This is a genomic window from Brevundimonas sp. GCM10030266 (assembly GCF_042666595.1).
Classification (GTDB): domain Bacteria; phylum Pseudomonadota; class Alphaproteobacteria; order Caulobacterales; family Caulobacteraceae; genus Brevundimonas.
Map to the genome: position 1 here is coordinate 522,539 of NZ_JBHTCY010000002.1, position 18,613 is coordinate 541,151.

Annotated in this window: 19 protein-coding genes; 4 read left to right on the forward strand and 15 right to left on the reverse strand. The window is 69.1% G+C overall.

Annotation, left to right across the window (positions count from 1 at the left end; translation table 11 throughout):
- Positions 1–13: 13 nt before the first annotated feature.
- From ACFQQC_RS09155 to ACFQQC_RS09175, 5 genes are all read right to left on the reverse strand, one after another.
- The gene (locus ACFQQC_RS09155) at positions 14–973 is read right to left on the reverse strand and encodes an aldo/keto reductase (protein WP_376861826.1); all 960 of its coding nucleotides are present in this window, start codon (positions 971–973) and stop codon (positions 14–16) included.
- A gap of 77 nt (positions 974–1,050) precedes the next feature.
- The gene (locus ACFQQC_RS09160; protein ID WP_376861828.1) at positions 1,051–1,458 is read right to left on the reverse strand and encodes a response regulator; all 408 of its coding nucleotides are present in this window, start codon (positions 1,456–1,458) and stop codon (positions 1,051–1,053) included.
- A 99-nt stretch (positions 1,459–1,557) separates the two neighbouring features.
- A complete protein-coding gene (locus ACFQQC_RS09165; RefSeq protein WP_376861830.1) occupies positions 1,558–3,204 on the reverse strand; it encodes a PAS domain-containing protein in 1,647 nt (548 codons plus the stop codon).
- A 99-nt stretch (positions 3,205–3,303) separates the two neighbouring features.
- Complete coding sequence (locus ACFQQC_RS09170) at positions 3,304–4,482, reverse strand: cell wall hydrolase (protein WP_376861832.1); 1,179 nt, start codon at positions 4,480–4,482, stop codon at positions 3,304–3,306.
- Between the two features lie 124 nt (positions 4,483–4,606).
- Positions 4,607–5,086 carry a Dps family protein gene (locus ACFQQC_RS09175; protein ID WP_376861834.1) on the reverse strand — a complete coding sequence of 160 codons (480 nt, stop codon included), beginning with the start codon at positions 5,084–5,086 and terminating at the stop codon, positions 4,607–4,609.
- A 185-nt stretch (positions 5,087–5,271) separates the two neighbouring features.
- Between ACFQQC_RS09175 and ACFQQC_RS09180 the strand changes: the two genes are divergently transcribed.
- Positions 5,272–8,913 (forward strand): PAS domain S-box protein, encoded by a 3,642-nt coding sequence (locus ACFQQC_RS09180; protein ID WP_376861836.1) that lies wholly within the window; start codon positions 5,272–5,274, stop codon positions 8,911–8,913.
- Between the two features lie 45 nt (positions 8,914–8,958).
- On the opposite strand, the gene ACFQQC_RS09185 is transcribed toward ACFQQC_RS09180, so the two are convergent.
- Both ACFQQC_RS09185 and ACFQQC_RS09190 read right to left on the reverse strand, forming a co-directional pair.
- The gene (locus ACFQQC_RS09185) at positions 8,959–9,321 is read right to left on the reverse strand and encodes a DUF6481 family protein (RefSeq protein WP_376861838.1); all 363 of its coding nucleotides are present in this window, start codon (positions 9,319–9,321) and stop codon (positions 8,959–8,961) included.
- Positions 9,322–9,469: 148 nt separating this feature from the next.
- On the reverse strand, positions 9,470–9,655 hold the full coding sequence (locus ACFQQC_RS09190; RefSeq protein WP_376861840.1) for a hypothetical protein: 186 nt from the start codon (positions 9,653–9,655) through the stop codon (positions 9,470–9,472).
- 466 nt (positions 9,656–10,121) lie between these two features.
- Here ACFQQC_RS09190 and ACFQQC_RS09195 point away from each other — a divergent pair, with 466 nt between their 5' ends.
- Complete coding sequence (locus tag ACFQQC_RS09195; protein WP_376861842.1) at positions 10,122–11,159, forward strand: cell wall hydrolase; 1,038 nt, start codon at positions 10,122–10,124, stop codon at positions 11,157–11,159.
- A gap of 4 nt (positions 11,160–11,163) precedes the next feature.
- Here the strand turns inward: ACFQQC_RS09195 and ACFQQC_RS09200 are convergent, their stop codons facing one another.
- From ACFQQC_RS09200 to ACFQQC_RS09235, 8 genes are all read right to left on the reverse strand, one after another.
- Positions 11,164–11,379: a hypothetical protein gene (locus tag ACFQQC_RS09200; RefSeq protein ID WP_376861844.1), complete on the reverse strand. Its 216-nt coding sequence runs from the start codon at positions 11,377–11,379 to the stop codon at positions 11,164–11,166.
- Positions 11,380–11,455: 76 nt separating this feature from the next.
- Positions 11,456–12,304, reverse strand: a complete 849-nt coding sequence (gene nadC / locus ACFQQC_RS09205) for a carboxylating nicotinate-nucleotide diphosphorylase (RefSeq protein ID WP_376861846.1) — start codon at positions 12,302–12,304, stop codon at positions 11,456–11,458.
- Between the two features lie 6 nt (positions 12,305–12,310).
- Positions 12,311–13,819, reverse strand: a complete 1,509-nt coding sequence (locus ACFQQC_RS09210; protein WP_376861848.1) for an L-aspartate oxidase — start codon at positions 13,817–13,819, stop codon at positions 12,311–12,313.
- Entirely contained in the window at positions 13,816–14,706 is an 891-nt protein-coding gene (locus ACFQQC_RS09215; protein WP_376861850.1) for a metalloprotease, read from the reverse strand. The genes ACFQQC_RS09210 and ACFQQC_RS09215 overlap by 4 nt, the downstream gene beginning before the upstream one ends.
- Positions 14,707–14,823: 117 nt before the next feature.
- Positions 14,824–14,991: a hypothetical protein gene (locus tag ACFQQC_RS09220; RefSeq protein ID WP_376861852.1), complete on the reverse strand. Its 168-nt coding sequence runs from the start codon at positions 14,989–14,991 to the stop codon at positions 14,824–14,826.
- Between the two features lie 34 nt (positions 14,992–15,025).
- Positions 15,026–16,105, reverse strand: a complete 1,080-nt coding sequence (gene nadA / locus ACFQQC_RS09225) for a quinolinate synthase NadA (RefSeq protein WP_376861854.1) — start codon at positions 16,103–16,105, stop codon at positions 15,026–15,028.
- A 151-nt stretch (positions 16,106–16,256) separates the two neighbouring features.
- On the reverse strand, positions 16,257–16,787 hold the full coding sequence (locus ACFQQC_RS09230) for a methylated-DNA--[protein]-cysteine S-methyltransferase (RefSeq protein ID WP_376861856.1): 531 nt from the start codon (positions 16,785–16,787) through the stop codon (positions 16,257–16,259).
- Positions 16,771–17,871 carry a bifunctional transcriptional activator/DNA repair enzyme AdaA gene (locus ACFQQC_RS09235; protein ID WP_376861858.1) on the reverse strand — a complete coding sequence of 367 codons (1,101 nt, stop codon included), beginning with the start codon at positions 17,869–17,871 and terminating at the stop codon, positions 16,771–16,773. Before ACFQQC_RS09235 ends, ACFQQC_RS09230 begins: the two co-directional genes overlap by 17 nt.
- A gap of 113 nt (positions 17,872–17,984) precedes the next feature.
- On the opposite strand from ACFQQC_RS09235, the gene ACFQQC_RS09240 reads away from it, so the two are divergent.
- Together ACFQQC_RS09240 and ACFQQC_RS09245 are read left to right on the forward strand one after the other, a co-directional pair.
- A complete protein-coding gene (locus ACFQQC_RS09240) occupies positions 17,985–18,221 on the forward strand; it encodes a hypothetical protein (RefSeq protein WP_376861859.1) in 237 nt (78 codons plus the stop codon).
- Positions 18,222–18,275: 54 nt separating this feature from the next.
- On the forward strand, positions 18,276–18,602 hold the full coding sequence (locus tag ACFQQC_RS09245) for a hypothetical protein (RefSeq protein ID WP_376861861.1): 327 nt from the start codon (positions 18,276–18,278) through the stop codon (positions 18,600–18,602).
- Positions 18,603–18,613 lie beyond the last annotated feature (11 nt).

The following is an 18,613-nucleotide window of genomic DNA, read 5'->3' on the forward strand; positions in this document are numbered from 1 at the left end:
ATCCATTGGAGGATCAGTCCTCCGACGCCTCCGTCAGCTCCGCCACATCCTCCGCCGAAAGCGACAGCTCGGCCGCCTTCAGGATGTCCGACAGCTGCTCCAGCGAGGTCGCGCTGACGATCGGCGCGGCCACCGCCGGGCGGGTCAACAGCCAGGCCAGCGAGACCTGGGCCGGGGTCGCCTCATTGCGCTCGGCCACGCCGCGCAGGGTGGCCAGAATGCGCATGCCGCGCTCGTCAAACCGGTCCTTCAGCCCGGCGCCGCGGGTGGTCGCCGCCGCCTCGTCCGCCGTGCGGTATTTGCCGGTCAGGAAGCCGCTCTCCAGGCTGTAGTAGGTGATCACCCCCAGCCCCTGTTCGACCGCCAGATCCTGCAGCGGCCCCTCGAAGGTCTTGCGGCTGTAGAGGTTGTAGTGCGGCTGCAGGGTCTCGTAGCGCGGCAGGTCTTCGCGCGCCGAGATCGCCAGCGCCTCCGAGGTCGCCTCGGCGGTGTGGTTCGACACCCCGATGGCCCGCACCTTTCCGGCCTGAACCAGCCGATCATAGGCCCGCAGGGTCTCTTCCTGCGGGGTGTTCGGATCGGGCCAGTGCGACTGGTACAGGTCGATCACATCGGTCTGGAGGCGGCGCAGGCTGTCCTCGACCGCCCGTTCGATCCACGCCGCAGACAGGTCCGTGCGATCATCCGGATGCTGCCCCATCGGCGAGCCGACCTTGGTCAGGATCAGGACATCGTCACGCTTGCCGCGCGCCTTCAGCCATTCGCCGATGATGATCTCGCTCTCGCCGCCCTGATTGCCATCCGCCCAGCGCGAATAGACGTCGGCGGTGTCGATGGCGTTGAAGCCGGCATCCACGAAGGCGTCCAGCAGGGCGAAGGAGCGGTCCCTGTCCACGGTCCAGCCGAAGACATTGCCGCCGAACACCAGCGGCGCGGTTTGAAGACCACTGCGGCCAAGGGGACGTTTCTGCATGGGGAGGCTCCTGCATTTCGGGGAGCCTTGAATCTGGGGCCGTTCAGCGGGACCGCAACCGCCGCCTCACGGCTTTGTCAGCCGAACAGTTGCAGTTCGACCGGGGCCTGATCGACCGGTTCGCCCACCCGGCGACGCAGGGCATAGTCGACGGCCTTCTGGACGGCGCGCTCGTCCGCCGGCTTGGTCAGGACGCCGATCGTGCCGGCCACGCCGTTGCGGACCATGCCGGGGTTGGCCGTCATGAACAGGACGGTGACGCCCATTTCCTGCGCCAGCTCGCGCCCCAGTTCGATGCCGGTCGGGCCGTCGGAGAGGTGAATATCCACCAGCGCCAGATCGACCTCGGTCTCGCGCACCAGATTGCGGGCCGTCCGGGCATCGGCGGCCACGCCCACGACCTCGTGGCCGAGGTCCTCAAGCACAAATCGAAGCTCCATGGCGACAAGGGCTTCGTCTTCGATGATCAGAATACGGGCAGTCATGGCGACAGGCAGAGAGATAGTTCTTTTTATTCAACATGCGTGTGAAGCGCGCACACGGAACGCGCAAGAGGCTTGCAGGTTTCGCGCCAATGTCGGTTATCAGACACCCAGCGCCGCCCGGCGTCTGGACAGGGCGGTTGCGGGCAGGTCCGCGACCACGCTCAAACCGGTCGCGTCCCAATTTCGTTCCAGCCGCCCGCCCAGTTGTCCCTCGACCGACAGGGTCGCCAGCGAGGAGCCGAATCCGCTGCGCTGGGGCGGGCCTTCCACGGCCGGCCCGCCCTTCTCCCGCCAGATCAGGATGAAGCGGTCGCCCTCGTTGCGGGTTTCCATATCGACATGGCCGCCATCGACCGACAGGGCGCCGTATCTGGCGGCGTTGGTCGCCAGTTCGTGGAACAGCAGGGCCACGGATGTCGCCGCCTGATCATCAAAGGTCGCGTCATCCCCGGTCAGCCGGATCCGGGCCGTCCCGGCCGCATCGGTGTAGGGTCGGAATAGGTCGTTCAGGAAGGCGTGCAGGGTCGTCGTTCCCAACAGCGGGCGCGAGGTCTCGGTATGCGGCCGCACGAACTCATGCGCCCGGGCCAGGGCGTTGATCCGCGTCCGCACCGCCGCCGCAAACGCCTTGGCCTCCGGAAACTGGCGCGCCGACAGGGCGATCAGGGCCGACACCACCGCGAAGATGTTCTTGATGCGGTGGCTCAGTTCCTGGCTCAGCAGCTCCTTGGCCTGCTCCATCCGCTTCAGGTCGTCGATGTCGGTGCAGGTGCCGAACCAGCGGGAAATCTTTCCGGCTTCATCGCGGATGGGCACGGCGCGACCCAGGGTCCAGCGATAGACGCCGGAGCGGTGACGCAGCCGGTACTCGATTTCATAGACCTCGCCGGTCGCCAGCGAGTGACGCCAATCCGTCCAAGCCCGCTTCTGGTCGTCCGGGTGGAACATGTCGTTCCAGGCTTCCCCGTCGGTCGATCCCGCGGGGACGCCCGTGAACTCGTACCAGCGGGCATTGTAGTAGTCGTGGAACCCGTCAGGCAGCGCCGACCACACCATCTGCGGCAGGGAGTCCGCGATGGCCCGGAACTTGGCCTCGCTGATCTCCAGTTCACGCGCGATGCCGGCCAGTTCGACATCATGCGCATCTCGCATGGCGTCGGCCGCATCACGGCTGAGCGCGCGCGCCTCATGCTCGGCGATCTGCTGATTGCCGGAGCGGATAAGGGCGGCGTCCTTCAGCGACAGGCGACGCAGCTCCATCCGGGCGACGACCTGCCCGGCCAGAACGGTCAGGGCGTGGGCCTGCAGGTCGGTCAGCCCCTGCGGACGCGGACGGCTGTCGATCACGCACAGCGAGCCCAGCGGCTGCCCCTCGGGACTGACCAGAGGAGCCCCCGCATAGAACCGGATGTGCGGCGGACCGGTGACCAGGGCATTGTCGGCGAACCGCGGGTCCAGCGTCGCATCCGGCACCACCATGATGCCGTCGCCGCGCATGGCGTGGTCGCAGAAGGAGACATCGCGGCCGGTTGCACAGGCGTCCAGGCCGACCCGGGCCTTGAACCACTGCTCGTCCTCGGCGACCAGGCTGATCAGGGCGATGGGGGTCTCGCACAGCCGGGCGGCCAGGCTGACGATCTCGTCGTATTCGGTCTCGGGCGGGGTATGCAGGACGCCGTAGGCGCGAAGGGCCGCGATCCGTTCGCGCTCGGCCGCGCTGGTCAGTCCTGTCCTGTTGTCTCGCACGCGGGGGCCTCAAGCGGCGCCGTGCGCCTCTGGTGCGACTTTAATGCAGAGGGGCGCGGGGCGTTGCAACACAACGGGCGCCGATTGCGGGAAACCGGGTCAGGATCCCGGCCGGCCGACTTCCTCGACCGCCATCGGGGTCACGCCCGAAACAGCCGGGGCGGGCGTGGCCGGCGCAGGGGCGGGAGCCGCCGGAGCCTCGAAGGCCGCCAGACGCTGGTTGATGCTGCTGATGTCCGCCGCCGTCGCCTGACGACGACCGCCCAGCGACACCACCCCGACCGTGCGGGTCTGGCCGTCGATCTGGACCGTGCGGGTGGCGCTCTGTCCCGAAGCCGCCGCCGCGGCGAGCGCCGCATCGGCCTCGGCCAGGGTGACGGCCTTGGGCAACTGAATGCGCGGACGGGCGAAGCGCGCCTCGTCGATCAGGGGCTCGCGGCCCGAATAGGCCTGCCGGAAGGCGGCGGTTTCGCCGTAGACGCCCTTCCAGCGATAGAAGATGTGCGCCCCGATCTGGGTCAGCTTGTTCAGCGTCGGCGCCCACCAGGGATGGACATAGTCGGCGTGGTAGTGGGTCGCCGTCCCCACCTGTTGCGACACATGGCCGGAAAGCGCCTTCTCGGCCACCTTGCGGGCCCGCTCCCAGGCCCAGTTGACCGGGGCCTGCGACAGGGCGCCGTCACAGGTGAAGCTGAACTGGCAGCCGGTCACCCGCTCGGCGCCTTCGAACACCACGCCGCAGACGCTGTTGGCGTAGTTGGGATCGCGCACGCGGTTCAAGATCACCTGGGCGACGGCTTCCTGCCCTTCGGTCGGCTCCAGCGCGGCTTCGTAATAGATGGCCTGCGTCAGACAGCGCATCGCCCGGCGACGATCCTCGGCCGAGGCCGGGCGGAAGGCGAACGGACGGGCCGGGCGAAGCAGGTTGGAGACGTTGGGCGTGGCGGCGTTGAGGCGCAGGGCGTCCATGCCCGCCTCGCCGAAGCCGAGGGTCGGCTTGCCGACCAGCGACAGGCTCTCCCACCCCGGCGTCAGGCCGTAGATCTCGGGCAGGCGCGACGAGGGATCCAGTCGACGAGCCAGCGACACCTGCGACGGGGTCATGCCCGCCACGATGGCCGCCAGCCCCTTGTCCGACAGGTCGCCGCCCGTCAGCCGGCGGACATTGTCCACGCGCTGGTCGATCTCGGGACGGGTGGTGGAGGAGGCGGTCATGGCGACCCCGAAGACGGCCAGCACGACGGGCGCGGCGGTGGCGAACCGGCGCGCTCCCTTCATCACTGACGTCCAGGTCTGCTGATCCAGCTTCCGTCTCCAAGGCGTCCGGTCCGGGGGCCGGAGCAAAACCCATGCCCCCGAACAGGGGCGCTTTTCTGACCGAAAAGCGCCGTTCTATCAAATCCTAGCGACCGCCGAGGGTCGAGCGCAGCATCCAGGCGAACTTCTCGTGGGCGGCCAGACGCTGGGTCAGCAGGTCGGCGGAAGCCTCGTCGCCGGCGGCGTCCGCGACCTCGAAGGCCTTGCGGGCGGTGGCGATCAGGGTGTCGTGATCGGCCAGCAGCTCCTTGAGCATCGGGATCGCCTCCTTCTCCGGATCGCCATCCTTGATCGAGGTCAGGTTGCCGAAGCCCGAGAAGCTCTGCGGGGCCAGAACGCCCAGGGCGCGAATGCGCTCGGCGATCTCGTCCAGCGCGGTCCAGATGTCGCGGTACTGCTGCTCGAGCAGGTTGTGGAAGCTGAAGAACTCGGGCCCGCGGACGTTCCAGTGATAGCCGTGGGTCTTCAGATAGACGGCGAAGCTGTCCGCCAGAACCTTGGTCAGCTCCTCGGCGACGTCGTTGCGTTCGGTCTTGCTGAGTCCGGTGTCGATGGTCACGGTCATTTGGGTGTCCTGAATAGAAGCGCGTGCAGGCATACAGTTAGGCGCCGCAAGGCCCACGGCCAAGCCCGCCATACGGAAAGCTTGACCATACGAACGGATATATGCGGCGTTCGGGAACGCCTTTATCGGGATAGCGTTGCAGTCAGACACGCCAGAGAAAGCGTGATCAGGGGGTTGATCGCACCTTGGGGGCGGACCGGTTCTTCAGACAGCTCGCGCTCGCCCAGCCGGGTCGGCCCGCTCAGGCCGTCCTGACGGGGCTGATCTGCGCCACCATAGGCCTGCTGCTGCGACTGGCGCTCCAGCCCCTGTTCGGCAGCGTCACCGGCCTGACCGTGCTGATCCCCGCCGTACTGATCGCCGCGCTGTGGGGCGGGCAGATCGCCGGCTACGCCGCCATCATTCTGAGCATATTCGGCGCCCTGTTCATCAGCCAGCAGTTCGAAGGCCTGCTGCAGGGCAATTTCAACCTGATGACCGTGGGCGTCGGCGCCTTCATCGTGGTGGGGGTGTTCGGCACCGTTCTGGCCGCCTCGCTGCGTTCGACCCTGCGCAACCTTGATGACACCGTCCAGCGCCTGCGCACCTCCGACACCCGCGTCGGCGAGACGACGCAGGAACTGCGCGCCATGGTCGAACAGGCGTCGGCCGGGATCGCCCGCGTCGGCCTTGAGGGCCAGATCATCAGCGCCAACGCCCGCTTCGCCGAAATCCTGGGCCTGACGCCGGAGCAGATAATCGGCATCACCACCGGCGACGTCACCCACCCCGAGGATGTCGCCATCACCCGTCGCGCGCTGGAGGCCGCCCGCAACGGCGGAGAAGGACGGATCGAGAAGCGCTACATCCGCCCTGACGGCTCCATCGTCTGGGCCCTGACCAGCCTGCGCGCCCTGACCGACCCGGCCGGCGCCCTGATCGGCTTCATCGGCGTGGTGGTGGACATCACCGCCGCCAAGGCCGCCGAGGCCGCGCTGCGGGAAAGCGAGACCCGCTTCCGCCTGATGGCCGACACGGCGCCCTCCCCGGTCTGGATGACCAACGCCAACGCCGAGGTCGAGTTCGTCAACACGGCGCTGGTCGACTTCTATGGACAGCCGGCCGAACGGGTCATGGGCGCGACCTGGCGCCGGACCCTGCACCCCGATGACGTCGCCGAGGTCGAGGCGGTAATGGAGGTCGCGCGGCCCGAGCATCGCCCCTACGGCTTCGAGGCCCGCTTCAGGCGCTTTGACGGCAGCTGGCGCTGGATGCGGGTGGCGGTGAACCCCCGCTTCGACGCGGACGGCGCCTTCCTGGGCTATGTCGGCATGTCGTTCGACAGCACCGACACCCGCACCGCCATCGACGCCCTGGAGGCGCAGGAGCGGCGCCAGAGCTTCCTGCTGGGCCTGACCGACCGTGTGCGCGACCTGACCACGCCCGACGACATCATGGCGGAGGTCGAGCGGTCGCTGGGGGCCGAGTTCGGCGCGGATCGCGTAGGCTATGGCGAGGTCGATCAGGCCCGGGGCCTGGTGTCCATGAGCCGCGACTGGACCGCCGGCGTCGTCAGCGCCCAGGGCCAGTTCGCCCTGTCCGACCTCGGCGCCGATCTGATCAAGGACCTGGCGGAGGGGCGGCTGATCCGCATCGCCGACGTCCGCAAGGATCCTCGCACCCGCGACGCGCTTGAGGTGTTCGAGCGGCTGGAGACCCGCGCCCTGATGCGCGCGCCGGTGATCCGCGGCGGCCGCCTGCGCGCCTTCCTCTATGCCCACGACGCCGACGTGCGGGAGTGGACCGACGCCGAGACCGAGCTGCTGCAGGAGGTGGCCGGCCGCACCTGGACCGAGATCGAGCGCGCCCGCGCCGAGGGGGCCGTGCGCGAGAGCGAGGAGCGCTTCCGCGCCATCGCCGACACCGCGCCGGTGCTGATCTGGGTCACGGGCCGCGACCGGGTGCGCGAGTTCGTCAATGAGGCCTATGTCGCCTTCAACGGCGGCTCCTACGACGACGCCCGGCTGGCGGACTGGCGGGATGTCATTCACGTCGACGACCATGAACGGATCATCCACGACTCCATCGCCGGCGAGGCCACCGGCCAGCCCTTCTCGATGGAGGCCCGCTACCTGCGCCATGACGGCGAGCATCGCTGGCTGAAATCCTTCTCGCGCCCCCGTCTCGACGCCGACGACGAGGTGATCGGCTTCGTCGGCGTGGCCTTCGACGTGACGGACATCCGCGAGGCGCAGGCCCGGCTGATGGAATCCGAGACCCGGTTCCGCACGGTCGCCGACAGCGCCCCGGCCCATATGTGGATGACCGATGAGGCCGGTCAGGTCATCTTCGGCAACAGGCGCTACCGCACCTTCTTCGGGGTCCGGAAGGACGCCGACCTGCACGAAAGCTGGCGCGGGATCATGAGCGCCAACGGGCTGGAGTCCTTCTATTCCGGCTTCCTCGCCGCGCTGGAGCAGCGCGACCGGTTCGAGGCGATCATGGAGGTCATGCACCCCCAGCTGGGCCGTCGCTGGCTGCGCTGCGAAGGCATTCCCCGCTTCGACGGCGATGGTCAGTTCCAGGGCTATGTCGGCGCCAACATCGACGTCACCGAGGCGCGTCAGGCCGAGGATGACCTGAAGCGGATCAACGAACTTCTGGAGGAGCGCGTCAGCGAGGCCATGGCCGAGAAGGCCAAGGCCGAGGCCGACCTGATGCACGCCCAGCGGATGGAGGCGGTCGGTCGCCTGACCGGCGGCGTCGCCCACGACTTCAACAACCTGCTGACCGTGGTGATCGGCGCTCTGGACATGATGCTGCGCTCGCCGGACGACAGGGCGCGCCAGAAGAAGCTGGGCGAGGCCGCTCTGGCCGCCGCACGTCGGGGCGAGGGCCTGACCCACCAGCTTCTGGCCTTCTCGCGCCGTCAGGCCCTGCGCCCCGAGGCGCTGGACCTCAACGGCCTGATCCGCGAGAGCGAGCCCCTGCTGCGCCGCGCGGTGGGCGAGGCGGTCGAGTTCCGGCTCAAGCTGCGGCGGGGCGGCGCCCGGGTGCACGTGGACCCGTCCCAGTTCGAGGCCGCCCTGCTGAACCTCGTCGTCAACGCCCGTGACGCCATGGGCGACAAGGGCGGTCGCATCACCGTCCAGACGCTGTCCTGCTCCGTGCAGGCCGGCGAGGTGCATGAACTGGCCGCGGGCGACTACGTCTGCGTCACCGTCGCGGACAACGGGTCGGGGATTGATCCCGAGGTGCTGACCCGGGTGTTCGAGCCCTTCTTCACCACCAAGGCCATCGGCAAGGGCACCGGACTGGGGCTCAGCCAGGTCTATGGCTTCGCACGTCAGTCGGGCGGCGGCGTGCGCGTCGCCTCGACACTGGGCCGGGGCACGGAAATTCGCCTCTACCTGCCGCCGCTGGACCGGACGGAGGACGTCGAGACCGCGACCCGCGAAACCTCTCCCTATCCCAAGGTGGCGGCGCGCCGGATCCTGCTGGTCGAGGATGACGCCGGGGTCGCCGCCATCGCTCTGGACCTGCTGACGGCGATGGGCATGGACGTGGCCACCGCCGACAGCGCGCCGCGCGCGCTGGAGATGCTGAAGGCCGAAAGCTTTGACCTGATGCTGAGCGACGTGGTGATGCCCGGCGGCATGACCGGTATCGAACTGGCGCGGCAGTGCGCGCGGGACTGGCCGGACATGCGGATCGTCCTGACCTCGGGCTATGCCGGCGAGGATGTGGACGAGGCGCTTTCGGACGCCCCATGGCCCTTCCTGCGCAAACCCTACTCGGGCGAGCAACTGGCCGAAATTCTGGGACAGGTTCCCGCCGGAGCGGAGTGACGCCCGCGACCGCACGAAAGGCGGTCGCGGATATGCGTCGTCAGATCAGCGCTGGCGCGCCTTGCGGGCCGCGTAACGGGCGTCACGGGCGGCCTTCTGTTCTTCCTTGGTGAGCTGCTTGCGCTCCTTGCGGGCGGCGCGCTTGGCGGCGTCCACCTCGTCCTGCGCAGCCTGTTCGGCGGCCATACGCGCCGCTTCCTTCTCAGCCTTTTCGCGACGCTGCTCGGCCTTGGCCAGTTCGTGCTGCTGGCGCTGGGCTTCCTTCTCGGCGGCGCGCTTTTCGGCGAGCTTGTCGAATTCGGGGTCCGGGGCCGCGGCCTTCGGCTTGAACTTGGCGAGAAGGGCGGCCTTGGCGTCCTTCTGGGCGGAGATGCGGTCGTTGAAGCCGGTTTGTTTCAGATCTCTCATGCGAGGGGTCGTCGTATCCTTGATCGATTGTCAGATGCGCGTACGCCGGGGCGAGCAAGGCTCAGCCCCGGGCGGGTCCGCTAACCCCATATAGGGTCAGAAAGCAAGGTTTGCAGGGCGCGTCGATGCACGCCCCGCCGCAAGTGTGTCAGTTCGGGCGCTCGGCGTGACCCACGGCCGCGCCCGCGGCGCCGCCGACCGCCGCGCCGACCGGACCGCCGACGACAGCGCCGGCGACCGCGCCCGTGGCGGCCTTCTGTTCAGTTGTGGTTCCGCAGGCCGCGGCTCCCAGAGCGAGGGCGGCGACGGCGAGGACGGTGGAAATACGGCGCATGTTCTTGTCTCCTGTTCGGAGCATCAAACGTCAGCGTGGCCGTGGGGTTCCCGCGCACACCCTCCAGTTACCTTTCAGGAAAGCGACCGCGCTGAAACTAGACTAACGCGCCCGCGAAGACATGGGCAAGGCGGGCATCCGGATTGTGACGAAGACCCCATGACGTTCAATACAGTAGAGCGATGATCAACTGATCGCCTGCACTTCCATATCGGACAAGGCTTTACGCGCATACACAGCGATTAACACCTTATGTTGCGGCGCACACAATTCTTGCGAATCAACCACATTGGCGCCACAAACGGCTGGCTTAAGGCGCGTCCTCCGAAGCCCGGCCGTTCGCCGAACATCGGAACTGCTGCAGTCGGACCGCGATCCCGGATCGCCCGACGGCAAGACTACCCGGGGGCGGCACTGCGCCCTGCCGAACAGGACTGAGCCTTTGCCTAATTCCTCGCAGACGCGTGTGAAATCGCCCGTTGATCGTGTGGCCCGTATCCGGCCCGGCACGGCGGCGGCGGCGTTCGGCGCTCTGGTGGGACTGGCAGTCGGCGGCGCCTATCTGGGCGGCGCCGCGGCCAAGGCGTCGGCTGTTCAGGATCGGGCCCAACGCATCGAATCCGCGACCTCCGCGGGCTTCACCGAGGAAGCCCTGATCGCCGCCGCCGGCGGACTGGACGAAAGCGCGCTGGCCATCGCCCGGCGTCACGACCCCTTCACTGTCGCCGGCCCGAGCCAGCGCGACCGCCAGACCGAACTCCTGACCGCCCGCCTCGAGCAGCTTCGCGGCGCGCAGGTCACCGGCCTGCGTCAGGCCAGCAACGCGGCCACCGTCGCCGCCCGCCCCTTCCGCATGAGTGGCGCGCTGGAACAGTCCCGAGACCTCGAATGCCTGACCCAGGCGGCCTATTATGAAGCCCGCGGCGAAGGTCGTGACGGCATGCGCGCCGTGGCCCAAGTGGTCCTGAACCGCGTCCGCCACCCGGCCTTCCCCAAGAGCGTCTGCGGCGTGGTCTTCCAGGGCGCCGGTCGCAGCACCGGCTGCCAGTTCAGCTTCACCTGCAACGGCTCGATGCGCGGCGGCGTGAATCGCGCCGCCTGGGATCGGGCCCGCGACATCGCTTCGGCAGCCCTGTCCGGCTCGGTCTACGGCCAGGTCGGCAACGCCACCCACTTCCACACGACCGCTGTCGCGCCGCAGTGGCGAAACAGCCTGATCCGCGTGACCCAGGTCGGCGATCACCTGTTCTATCGCTTCGGCGGCCGGTCGGGCTCCAGCAGCGCCTTCACCTATGCCGCCCGCCGCTCGTCCGACGCGGACGCGCCGCGGATCGTTCAGGCCAATCTGGAAACCGAAACCACCGGCCCCGTGCCGTATCTGTCGGTCGTCAGCGATGCGCCGGTCGCTCCCGCGCCGGTTCGCAACACGCCCGCCCGCACGGCTCCCGCGGCGGCTCCGGCGCCCGTGGCCATCCCGCACCCGACCGAGGCTCCGGCCGCCTGATCCATCAGCGCTGCTGGGTCTTCCACTGCGTCGTCATGTTCTGACGCAGGTTTCCGAAACGGCCCTGGGTATCCAGATTGACGTCGGCGTCGCCCGGCTGACCCGACTGCGCCCCGGTGGCGAGGTCGCGGCGATCCGCCTGCATGGCGTCGTCCATCGGCGTGCCGCCACGGTTGGCGAAGCTGCGTTGTTCCTTCGGAATCTTCGGACTGTGGGTCATCGATCGTCTCCTTCCGTGTGAAGAAACAACCGTCCCGCGCCGGGACTGTTCCGGAACGTCGTTCGGCCCCAAGCCGTCAGATGGCGTCCAGGCCGATGTCCAGCGAGGCCGCCGAATGGGTCAGGGCGCCGACCGAGATCACGTCCACGCCGGTCTCCGCGATCGCCCGGACCGTCTCCAGATTGACCCCGCCTGACGCCTCCAGCGTCACCCGCCCGGCCACCCGCGACACCGCCGTGCGCAGGTCGTCCAGGCTGAAATTGTCCAGCATGATGACGTCGGGACGTTCGGCCAGCGCCTCGTCCAGCTGATCCAGCCCGTCGACCTCGACCTCGACCTTCATCAGGTGGCCTGCCGCAGCCTTCGCCCGGCGAACCGCCTCGCCCACCCCGCCGCAGACGGCGACATGGTTGTCCTTGATCAGGATGGCGTCATCCAGCCCGAAGCGATGGTTCAGACCGCCGCCGCACAGCACGGCGTGCTTCTCGAGCGCGCGCAGGCCCGGCGTGGTCTTGCGGGTGTCGGCGATCCGGGCGCCGGTCCCTTCGACCGCATCCACATAGGCCCGGGTCAGGGTGGCGATGCCGCACAGGCGGCCCAGCAGGTTCAGCGCCGTCCGCTCCGCCGACAGGAAGGCGCGGGCGTCGGCCTCGACTTCGGCCAGGACGGCGCCGACCTCGAACGGATCGCCGTCGCGCAGCTTCAACTCGACCGAAGCGTCCGGATCCATGGCCAGCACCGCCAGCCTGACGCAATCGATCCCCGCCAGCACGCCCGGCTTGCGCGCGGCGAACACGGCCCGCATGCGCGCGCCTTCGGGGATGCAGGCCTTCGCCGTCACGTCTCCGGCCCGGCCCAGATCCTCGGCCAGCGCCAGTCGCACCACCGGCTCGATCAGCAGGTCTGGCAGGGTCGGGTGGGACATGAGCGCTTACTCGGCGGCGAGGGAGACGGCGGGATCGCGGCGCAGCCGGGTATGGCGCGGCGTGGCGTCGGTGTCGGGATAGTCGGATCGATAGTGGCCGCCCCGGCTTTCGCGACGGTCCAGCGCAGCGCCGGCGATCAGGCGCGCGGCCAGAAGCGGCAAGGCGCCCCGCGCCTCCTGCTCCAGCCGCTCCATCAGCGCCAGGGCGCGGGTCAGGCCCTCGGCGTCGCGGACCACGCCGACATTGTCGCTCATCGTCACACGCAGGGCGGTCAGCGCCTCGCGGGCCAGATCGGGGAAGATCGTCGTCTTGAGCGTCTCGCCCTCGCCGCCCGTCTCGGCGGCGGCGGCGCGGCCCGCGCGACGACCGAAGGCCGCGGCCTCCAGCAGCGAGTTGGAGGCCAGACGGTTGGCGCCGTGCACGCCCGTCGCGGCGCATTCGCCCACGGCGAACAGGCCCGGCAGGCTGGTCCGTCCGTCCAGCCCGGCGGCGATCCCGCCCATGTGGTAGTGGGCGCCCGGCGCGACGGGGATCGGCGTCTCGCGCGGGTCCAGACCGGCGCGCATGCAGGCGGCGAAGACCGCCGGAAACTCTTCGGGGAAGTGGGCGCCGACCGCCGTACGGGCGTCCAGATAGGCGCCGCGCCCCTCGCTGCGGGCGCTGTGCACCGCCCGGGCCACGATGTCGCGCGCCTTCAGGTCGGCGTCGGGCTCCTCGCCCAGCAGGAAGCGACCCTCGGCGTCGATCAGGCGCGAACCCTCGCCGCGCAGGGCCTCTGTGGCCAGCGGCATCGGATCCAGCCCCACATCGATGGCGGTCGGGTGGAACTGCACGAACTCGGGATCGAGGATGTCCGCGCCCGCCAGATACGCCAGCGCCATCCCCTCGCCCAGCAGGGCCGCCGGGGTCGTGGTGCGCGCATACAGTCCGCCCGCGCCGCCGGTCGCCAGCACCACCGCCGGGGCCAGCACCTCGGTCAGTCGCCCGTCCCGCTCCATCACCGCCCCGCGCACCCGGCCTGTCGCGTCCTGCACCAGCGCGCGCAGGCGTCCGTTCTCCCAGACCTCGATGTGAGGCGCGGCGCGGACCGAGGCGACCAGCGCCGACAGGATCGCCCGCCCCGCCCCGTCGCCGCCGACCCGAGCAACCCGAGCCTTCGAGTGAGCGGCTTCCAGACTGACGGCGAAACCGCCGTCGGCGGCGCGATCAAACGGGGCGCCCATCGACGCCAGCCATTCGACGGTCTGGCGACCATCGGCGGTCAGGGCCCGCGCGGCCTCCACATCGACCAGACCGGCTCCGGCTGCGGCGGTATCCTCGGCGTGCAGCGCCGGGTCATCCTCGCCCGACAGGGCCGCCGCCACCCCGCCCTGCGCCCAGGCGGAGGAACAGGCCTGCAGCAGCGGCGCGGGCGTCACCACCAGCGTCGGGCGCGGCCCGCCCTCCAATGCGGCTGACAGCCCGGCCAGACCGCCGCCGATAATCAGGGGGCCGTCATGACGGATACGGTTCATCGGCTGATGCCCAGCAGGCCCGCGCCCTGCCCGGCCGCGGCGGCCAGGGTGTCCACGCCCGGCAGGACGGCGACCAGACCCACGGCGAGACAGCCGAGAATGGACAGCAGGTACAGACCCGTCGACTTGCCCGCCTCGCCCCAGCTCAGCGGACGGGTGTCCGGACGCCAGCCGTCCCGCTTCAGATAGCTGAACACCGCAATGGCCAGGAACAGGGCGAACAGATAGCTGCCGGTCGATACGCCCCACAGGATGGCCAGCACGCCGATCACCAGCAGGACCGCCTTCTCGACCAAGGGATGGATCTTGGCCAGCACCGGACCGATGGCCCGCGAGCCGTCCAGCATGGGGGCGGGCAGCAGGTTGATCAGGTTGATGAAGGCGATGGCGATGACGCACAGCAGCCAGATCGGCTGATCGGTCACCGCGTACAGCGCCATGAAGGGTGCCGCCGCCAGCAGGCCGAAGGCGGGCCCCGCCAGCGCCACCAGCACCCCGTGCCACTCGCTCGCCGCCGGGCGCTGGCCCACCGCCGCCCCGCCGAAGAAGGGCACGATGAAGATACGCGCCGGGCCCATGCCCAACCGGTTCATCGCCAGCATGTGGCCGACCTCGTGCACCAGCACGCCGAACAGCACCGCCGCCACGATCTCGAAGCTGCGCATCCACAGATAGATCAACCCGCCCAGCAGCAGGGTCGAGATGATGGCCCAGGCCGGGCTCTGGCCCTGCACCACCGGATGGGCCGAGGTGGAGGCCAGCGGCCCGCTGGCCGGGGCGGCGCCCGGCGACCGCGCAGGGGCCTTGACGGTCTCCGGGGCGCGGGCGGTCTCTTCAGGCTTCGGATCCCAGGGACCGGGCCGGCGGGGGGTGTTTGCGTCACTCATCGCCGCGACGTGGCCTTTTCCGACCGCAGCCACAAGGCCAGTACGGCGAGAAGCCGCAGGGTCTTCCGGTCAACGGTCGCGACGGCGCGGACGGGCGGGACGTAGTGCATCGCGGGATCAGTCCAGATTGTGCGCCCTCGCCTCGGCGGGATTGGCCCGCGTCAGCGCTTCACGCACCAGATTTTTCGGCACGCCGCGGCGCGCCAGGATTTCATAGACCCGGCGCAGATCCTGCACCGGCCGGAAGGCGAGCCAGCGCTGCTTCGCGCGCCAGATCAGGATCATGTACCCAAAGGGAACCCGCCACACTCGAACCACGTCAGATCAGCTCCACGTCCACGTGATGCCTAGCCTTCACCAGGTCATACCGCGCGGGAATCGGCGGCGGAGGCAGGTCTATCATGCGTTGCACGGCCATTCGCGCGCGCTCGGCCATTTCCTCGGGCACCGTGACCTCGAACGTCATGTCGCGCAGGCAGTCGCGGATGTTCTCGAGCGTGATCCGCTTCATGTGCGGGCACATGTTGCAGGGGCCGACGAACTGCACGTCGGGCACGTCGCCCTTGATGTTCGAGGCCATCGAGCATTCGGTGATCAGCACCACCCGCTTTGGCTTGCGCGCCTCGACATAGTCGGTCATCGCCGCGGTCGACCCGGCGAAGTCGGCGGCCTGCAGGATTTCCTCCGGACATTCCGGGTGGGCCAGCACCTCGGCGTCCGGCCAGGCGTCGCGCATGTCGGCGATGTCCTGCGTCGTGAAGCGCTTGTGCACCTCGCAGTGGCCCTTCCAGGCGACGATCTTGATGTCGGTCTGGGCCGCCACATTGCGCGCCAGATATTCGTCCGGGATCAGGATGACCTTGTCGACACCCCATTCCTTCGCCGCCCATTCGACGATCTGCACGGCATTGGCGCTGGTGCAGCAGATGTCCGTCTCGGCCTTCACGTCGGCCGTCGTGTTCACATAGGTCACCACCGGCAGGCCGGGGTAGCGCTGCTTGATCAGCCGCACGTCCTCGCCCGTGATCGAACTGGCCAGCGAACAACCGGCGCGCAGGTCGGGGATCAGCACCGTCTTCTCGGGGCTCAGGATCTTCGAGGTCTCGGCCATGAAGTGCACGCCCGCCTGGACGATCACCTTCGCCTTCGACTTGGCGGCCTCCTTGGCCAGGCCCAGGCTGTCGCCGACGTAGTCGCCGACCCCGTGGAAGATTTCCGGCGTCATGTAGTTGTGGGCCAGAATGACCGCGTCGCGCTCCTTCTTCAGCGCGTTGATCTCGCTGATCAGGGCCGCATAGGCCGGCCACTCCAGCGGGGTCACATGGTCCTTGACCTTGTCCCACACCGGCGCGGTCTCCCGCTCCAGTTCCTTCGACAGTCCGAACATGCCGTCCGCCATCGCCAATCATCCTTTTGCTCGATCTGAGCAAATCATGGGTCCGAATAACGGCGGCCGGTCTGTGAACCCGTCCGCCGACTTATGCTCACTTTCAGCATAAGCAGGGACAATCTAGGCCGATCCCGGAGGAATGCAAGGGATGGATGAACGGTCAGCCGCCCGATACAGCCTTCTCATGCGCGAGCAGCCAGCGCTTGCGCTCCAGTCCGCCCGCATAGCCGGTCAGGGTCCCGTTCGCCCCGATCACCCGGTGGCAGGGCACAATGACCGCGATCGGGTTCTGGCCGTTCGCCAGCCCCGCCGCCCGCACCGCCTTGGGCGAGCCAATGGCCGTCGCAAGCTGGCCATAGGTGCGCGTCTCGCCCGCCGGGATCGCCCTCAGCGCCGCCCAGACGGCCTTCTGGAAGTCCGTCCCGCCGGTCTTCACCGCCAGCCCGTCCAGCGCTGTCAGGTCGCCGGCGAAATAGGCCTGCACCGCCGCCCGCACATCGTCCGGCGCCCGTCCCTCGACCAGCGCCGCGTCCGGGCTGTGGCGCCCCAGCAGCCGGTGCATCCGGTCCTCATAGCCGACGAAGTCCAGCGCCCGCACCGCCCCTTCCGGACCGGTGATCAGCAGCACCTCGCCCACAGGCGTCGCCACCCGGTCCAGCGTCAGAGTCTCGGCTTCAGGTCGCTTCGGCATCGTCTCGCTCCATCCGTTCGGCGGCGTCGATCCCGGCCACGGCCAGATGCAGCGCCCCATAGGCCCGCCACGGACGCCAGTCCTCGGCGCGCGCGGTCAGGCGATCATCCTTCAGCCGGTCGTTGGGCGGCTCGGCGCCTTCATCGATCCAGCCTCCCGGCAGCCTCAGTCCCGGCCGCGCCGCCAGCAGCGGCTTCAGCAGCGGATCGGACGACAGGTACTTCGCGATGGCGTCCGGGTCCGCCGACAGGTCGAACACCCGCCGCACCCGCGCCAGCACGCCCGGCACAGCCTTCAGCTCCGTCGTTTCGACACAGACCGAGACCCGGCCTTCCTCAGCCGGCTCGACCCACACCGAACCCTCGGCGCCGTCGATCTCTCGGGCCAGGATGCGCGACCACCGCCGCCCCTCGATCGCATCGCCGCGCGCGGCCAGCGCCGCCAGCATGGCGTCCCAGTCATAGGGCGGCGCATAGGGCAGGCTCAGCACAACCCCGCCCTCGTGCGCCCGCTCGCCCCGTCGCCGCAGGGCCGAGGGCGGCCGCTCGTACAGGGCCTGAAACGTCTCGTTGAACCGCCGCACGCTGCCGAAGCCGGACGCCAGCGCCACCTGCGCCATCGACAGGTCGGTCTGGTGGATCAGGGCCTTGGCCAGCAGCACGCGCCGCGTCTGGGCCACGCTGACGGGCGCGGCGCCCAGATGCTGACGGAACAGCCGACGCAGATGCCGCTCGCCCACCCCCAGCCGCCCGGCCAGCGCGTCCACATCCCCCTCGTCGAGCGCCCCCGCCTCGATCAGGGCCAAGGCCCGGCTGACGGTATTCGACGTCCCGCGCCAGGCCCCCATGTCGGGGGCCGTCTCCGGGCGGCAACGCAGGCAGGCGCGGAACCCCGCCTCCTCTGCCGCCGCGGCCGAGGCGACGAAGATCATGTTCTCCCGTTTGGGCGTCCGCGCCGGACAGACCGGACGGCAGTAGATGCCCGTCGTCTTCACACAACCGAAGAACCGCCCGTCAAACCGCGCATCGCGCGTCAGCACGGCGCGATAGCAGGCCTCCTGATCGAGTGCGGCGGGGTTTTCCATGAGCGGAAGATAGGCCGGAGCAGGATAGAACGCTCGCGGTTTTCGGACATGGGCGTGATGACGGAGGCCGCCGTGTGGGATACGTTCCATGAACGCGTCCAGAAGGAGCCATTGTGAGAGCCATCCTCGCCGCCCTCCTGCTGCTGTTTGCTGCGCTTGTCGGCGTCCTTGAGCTTGTGGCGTTGCTCGACCCCGTCGGGACGAAGATGGCGGACGACGGAGATCCGTTCGGTGATCCGCGCCGATCGTGGGCGACCTACGTCCCGTCTGCCATGCTGATCTTGGCGTCGATCGCCGGGGCGACGGCCTTGCTGCGCGGGTTCAGGAAGGGTGGATCGAACGTCCGCTAACCCGACCTTCACTCCCCCGGACCAGCATCAGCCAGCCGCTTTGAGGGAGATGAGATGCGCGTCGCCGTCACCATGCTTGTGCTCGCCGGAGCCCTGACCGCCTGTCAGAAGGCCGACCAATGGAACAGCGCCGATCCGGTTCACTGCATGACCGTCTTCAGCCTCGCCAGCGCCGGCGCGGCGACGGCCTCGGACACGGCGTTGGCGAATGACATGAACGCGCGGATGCTGCGTATCGTCCAGGCCAACGGCGGGGTGGCGTGGCTTCAGCAGATCACGCCCGAGAGCCAGCGCATCGCGGCCGAGATCGAAGCCTCGCCCAACAAGGAAGGGCTCCGCGAACTGCTTGAGGACTGCTCGGCCCGGCACCCTCCCGCCTGACGCGCTGGCCG